Source organism: Saccharomonospora halophila 8, assembly GCF_000383775.1.
GTDB lineage: Bacteria > Actinomycetota > Actinomycetes > Mycobacteriales > Pseudonocardiaceae > Saccharomonospora > Saccharomonospora halophila.
Genome location: NZ_KB912499.1, coordinates 25,117 through 30,142 on the forward strand (window position 1 = coordinate 25,117; position 5,026 = coordinate 30,142).

Annotated in this window: 4 protein-coding genes and 1 pseudogene; 3 read left to right on the forward strand and 2 right to left on the reverse strand. The window is 72.2% G+C overall.

Annotation, left to right across the window (positions count from 1 at the left end; genetic code table 11):
* Positions 1-337 (forward strand): annotated as a pseudogene (locus SACHA_RS20325) (NUDIX hydrolase); the annotation flags it as partial.
* Between the two features lie 81 nt (positions 338-418).
* On the opposite strand, the gene SACHA_RS0104830 reads toward SACHA_RS20325, so the two are convergent.
* The gene (locus SACHA_RS0104830) at positions 419-2,536 is read right to left on the reverse strand and encodes an elongation factor G-like protein EF-G2 (protein ID WP_019807614.1); all 2,118 of its coding nucleotides are present in this window, start codon (positions 2,534-2,536) and stop codon (positions 419-421) included.
* Positions 2,537-2,787: 251 nt separating this feature from the next.
* Here SACHA_RS0104830 and pdxS point away from each other — a divergent pair, with 251 nt between their 5' ends.
* Complete coding sequence (pdxS, locus tag SACHA_RS0104835; protein ID WP_028662895.1) at positions 2,788-3,702, forward strand: pyridoxal 5'-phosphate synthase lyase subunit PdxS; 915 nt, start codon at positions 2,788-2,790, stop codon at positions 3,700-3,702.
* Between the two features lie 107 nt (positions 3,703-3,809).
* On the opposite strand, the gene SACHA_RS0104840 is transcribed toward pdxS, so the two are convergent.
* On the reverse strand, positions 3,810-4,379 hold the full coding sequence (locus SACHA_RS0104840; RefSeq protein ID WP_019807618.1) for a helix-turn-helix domain-containing protein: 570 nt from the start codon (positions 4,377-4,379) through the stop codon (positions 3,810-3,812).
* 65 nt (positions 4,380-4,444) lie between these two features.
* Here SACHA_RS0104840 and SACHA_RS0104845 point away from each other — a divergent pair.
* On the forward strand, positions 4,445-5,026 hold a 582-nt coding region (locus SACHA_RS0104845; RefSeq protein WP_019807620.1), incomplete at its 3' end, for an AzlC family ABC transporter permease.

The following is a 5,026-nucleotide window of genomic DNA, read 5'->3' on the forward strand; positions in this document are numbered from 1 at the left end:
GCTCCCCGACGAGCGGGCGCTGCTGCTCCGCCGGGCCGCCGACTCCGCCGAGGAGGCCCCCCGGCCCGGACGGGAAGAGGCGGAGAACACGCTGACCCGCCTGTTGGCCGGGGTGGACCGCGCACGGATGGCCGCCCCGTCGGCGGACGAGCTGTCCGACGCCGAGGAGCGGGTGGTGCTCGCCCGCCGCGTGTACAACGACGCCGTCCGTGACACGCTGGCGTTGCGGCACCGGCGGGCGGTGCGCTGGTTCCGGCTGGCGGGCACCGCGGCCCGACCGGACTACTTCGAGATCGCCGAGCCGGACCCCCACCCACCCCCGCCGCAGGCGCCGTGAAGGACTCCTTCCCGGCGCCCGTGGCCGTGAAGGACTCCTTCACTGCGTCGGATGCGGGGAAGGGGGCCTTCACGGCACACCTCAGCCCGCGGCCTGGCGGTGCGGGGCGGGTTCGTAGCGGGCGTGGGCGCGGGTGAACTCGCCGGTTCCCGAGGTGAGGGAGCGCAGGTCGATCGCGTAGCGCAGCAGTTCGCCCGCCGGGACCTCCGCGCGGATGACGCTGCGCCCGCCCGCGACCGACTCGGTGCCCAGAACCCTGCCGCGCCGCGACGACAGATCGCCCAGTACCGCGCCGAGGTGGTCGTCGGGCACGCGGATCGTCACGCTGTCGAGCGGTTCGAGCAGCACCGTGCCCGCCTTGGCCGCCGCGTCCTTCAGCGCCAGTGCCCCGGCGGTCTGGAACGCGGCGTCGGAGGAGTCCACGCTGTGCGCCTTGCCGTCGAACAGGGTCACCCGTACGTCCACCACCGGGTTGTCGTCGTCGAGTCCCCCCGCGAGCTGGGCGCGGACGCCCTTCTCGACGCTCGGGACGAACTGGTGCGGCACGACGCCCCCGACGACCCGGTCGGCGAACTCGACCCCGGCCCCCCGTTCGAGTGGTTCCACCTCGACGTCGCACACCGCGTACTGGCCGTGCCCGCCGGACTGTTTGACGTGCCGCCCGTGCCCGGTGGCCTTCGCGGCGAAGGTCGACCGCAGGCTGATCCGCACCGGTTCGGTGTCCACCTCGGCGCCACCCCCGCGTAGGCGGGACAGCACGACGTCGGCGTGCGCCTCACCCATGCACCACAGCACGAGCTGGTTCGTCTCCGCATTGCGTTCCAGGCGCAGGGTCGGGTCCCCGGCGACCAGCCGGGAGAGGTTGCGCGCCAGCGCGTCCTCGTCGCTGCGGGTCCGGGCGGTCACCGCCACCGGCAGCAGCGGTTCCGGCATGTCCCAGGTCCGGATCAGCAGCGGATCGTCCGGGGAGGACACGGTGTCACCCGTCTCGGCGGAGCCGATCCGGGTGACCGCGCAGATGTCGCCCGCGATGCAGTGCGGGACCTCGCGCAGGCTCGCCCCGAGCGGGGAGTACAGGTGCGTCACCCGCTCGTCGGCGTCGTGGTCGGCGTGCCCGCGTGCGGTCAGTCCGTGTCCGCAGACGTGGACCGGGCGCTCCGGCTGCAGGGAGCCCGAGAACACCCGCACCAGGGACACCCGGCCGACGTACGAGTCCACCGTCGTGCGGAACACCTCGGCGGACAGGGGGCCGTTCGGGTCGGTGGCCAGCCGGGGGCGCGGTCCGCCGTCGATGGTGGTCACCTCCGGTGGGATGCGCTCCAGCGGGGACGGGCACGCCCGGACGATGCCGTCCAGGATCTCCGCCGTCCCCACGGCCGTCAACGCGCACGCGGGGATCACCGGGTAGAACTCCGCCTTCGCCACCGCCGTTTCCAGATCGGTGATCAGCGTGTCCTCCGGGACGATCTCGCCCGCGAGGTAACGCTCCATCAGGGTCTCGTCCTCGCTCTCGGCGATCACCCCCTCGATGAGCTCGTTGCGGGCCTCGGTCATGCGCACCACGTCGGCGACGCCGACCGGACCCACGGCCGGGGGATGGCCCGCGGAGTAGTCGAAGTACCGCTGGGTGACCAGCCCGACCAGGCCGGGGCTGCCGTCGCTCGCGGGCAGGTAGAGCGGGAGAACCCCCTCACCGAACGCCTCGCGGCACTCGGTGATCTCGGAGGTCACGTCGGCGCGGGCGTGGTCGAGCCGGGACACCACGACGGCACGGGGCATCCGCACCGCCGCGCACTCCTCCCACAGGGCCACGGTCGCCGCGTCGACCCCCTCACCCGCGCTGACCACGAACAGCGCGGCGTCGGCCGCGCGCAGCCCCGCACGGACCTCGCCGACGAAGTCCGCGTATCCGGGCGTGTCGATCAGATTGATCTTGGTGTCCGCGTGCCGGACGGGTGCCAGGGAGAGCCCGACGGACCGTTGCTGGCGGACCGCGGCGGGGTCGTGGTCGCTGACCGTGGTGCCGTCGACGACCGATCCGGCGCGGGGGATGGTTCCCGAGGCCACCAACAGCGCCTCGACCAGCGTGGTCTTGCCTGAACCCGGCGGCCCCACGAGGGCGACGTTGCGTACTCTGCCGGGGTCGTCCACGGCGAGGCCGGCTCCGGTTTCGGTGATCCTGCTGTTCTTCTCGGCCATCGTGGTCCTCCCCGGGGCGGTGTGCGCCGTGCGTGGTGTGGTGACACCACGGGTGGTTCGCCTGGTGCGGTGACACCACGGGACGAGGGTTGTGTCTTTCGATCACATACCCGGAGGCTGGGGATGGCAAGCGGTCGCGTTCCCCGGGGGTGAAGTGGACTGGTGAGATCGCTGCGAACTGGCCCGCTTGTGCGGTCCACGCCGGACGTACGCTGAACGGGTAACCACCCCTGTGTGAAAGGCGTACCCCCGTGTCAGACGTCCGACCCGCCGACAACCAGCGACCCGAGACCGGCACCCCGCGGGTGAAGCGCGGCATGGCCGAGATGCTCAAGGGTGGCGTGATCATGGATGTGGTCACCCCGGAGCAGGCCAGGATCGCCGAGGACGCGGGAGCGGTCGCGGTGATGGCGCTGGAGCGCGTGCCCGCCGACATCCGCGCCCAGGGTGGGGTGGCGCGGATGAGCGACCCCGACCTCATCGACGGCATCGTGTCGTCGGTGTCCATCCCGGTGATGGCCAAGGCCCGGATCGGCCACTTCGTCGAGGCGCGGGTGCTGCAGTCCCTCGGTGTCGACTACGTCGACGAGTCCGAGGTGCTCACCCCGGCCGACTACGCCAACCACATCGACAAGTGGGAGTTCACCGTGCCGTTCGTGTGCGGCGCCACCAACCTCGGTGAGGCGCTGCGCCGGATCAACGAGGGTGCGGCGATGATCCGCTCGAAGGGCGAGGCGGGCACCGGTGACGTGTCCAATGCCACCACCCACATGCGCGCGATCCGGTCGGAGATGCGCACGCTGGCCGCGTTGCCCACCGACGAGCTCTACGTGGCGGCCAAGGAGATGCGGGCCCCGTACGAGCTGGTCGCCGAGGTCGCCCGGACCGGCAGGCTCCCGGTGGTGCTGTTCACCGCGGGCGGGCTCTCCACGCCCGCCGACGCGGCGATGATGATGCAGCTCGGCGCCGAGGGCGTCTTCGTCGGCTCCGGCATCTTCAAGTCCGGCGACCCGGCCAAGCGCGCCGAGGCCATCGTCAAGGCCACCACCTTCCACGACGACCCGGACATGCTGGCCAAGGTTTCCCGCGGCCTCGGCGACGCCATGGTCGGCCTCAACGTCGAGGACACCCCCGAACCCCACCGCCTCGCCGAACGCGGCTGGTGACAGGTGTGCCGTGAGGGGCACTTTCACGGCGCGTGACGCAGTGAAAGTGCCCCTCACGGCGCGTGACGCAGTGAAGGTGCCCTTCACGGTCACCCGCCCTGGGGCGGTCACCGGTGTTCGGAGGCCATGACCGCCATGGTGTCGGGGTCGAGTGCGCGGAAGACGTGGGGTTCGTCGCCCGGGTAGGCGACGTAGTCGCCCGGGGCGAGTTCCACCGGGTCCTCGGCGACGCCGACGAGTGCGCGGCCCGAGGCCAGCACGACGTGCTCGGTGACCCCGGGCATGTGCGGGTCGGACTCCCGGGGTGCCCCCGGTTGCACCGTGATCAGGTACAGGTCGCGCCGGGCGTTGGGCGGGCAGGAGGCCAGCAGGGTGGCCACGTAGTCCGCACGCTCCGAGGCCACGGCCGGACCCTCGCCCCTGCGGATCACCTGTACCGCCCCGCGGGGCGGATCCACGAGCCGGGCGAACGGGACGTCGAGTGCCACCCCCAGCGCCCACAGCGTCTCCACGCTCGGGTTCCCCGTCCCGGACTCCAGCTGGGAGAGCGTGGACTTGGCGATGCCCGCTCTGCGGGCGACCTCCGCCAGGGACAGTCCCGCGCGGCGCCGTTCCCGGGCCAGCGACGCGGCGATGACGTCGAGCGGTGCCTTGGTGGCGGGATCGCGATCGGTCATGTTCGCTGAACACTCCTTATCGTTCGGTTTGACGAACGCTGCGGTCGGGTTCACCATGGAAGTCTATGCGTTCGATGTGGCGAACCCTCGACCGTGCGCTGGTGCGGGACATCGCGCTGGTGTGTGTGGCCGACGCTGTCGTGGGGCTGTCGTTCGGGGCCATCACGGTCAGTGCCGGTCTCCCGCTGTGGCTGCCCGTGCTGATGTCCCTGGTGGTGTTCGCGGGCGCCTCCCAGTTCCTGGTCGTCGGGCTGCTCGCGTCGGGGGGCAACCCGCTGGCGGCGATGTTCGCGGGACTCCTGGTCAACGCGCGGCACCTGCCGTTCGGCTTCGCCGTGGGGGACGTGCTCGGCCGGAGCCTCGGCAGGCGGCTCGTCGGCAGCCACCTGATGATCGACGAGACGGTGGCCTTCGCGCTCGCACAGCGCGACGCCGCCCGCCGCCGGGCCGCGTACTGGGTCTGCGGTGTCGCGCTGTTCCTGCTGTGGAACCTCGGCGTGGTCGCCGGTGCGCTGGCGGGCACCGTGGTCACCGACACCGACGCCTTCGGCCTGGACGCCGCGTTCCCCGCCGTGCTGCTCGCGCTGGTGCTGCCGTCGCTGCGGGATCCCGCCACCCGCCGTGCCGTGCTCGTCGGCGTGGCGGTG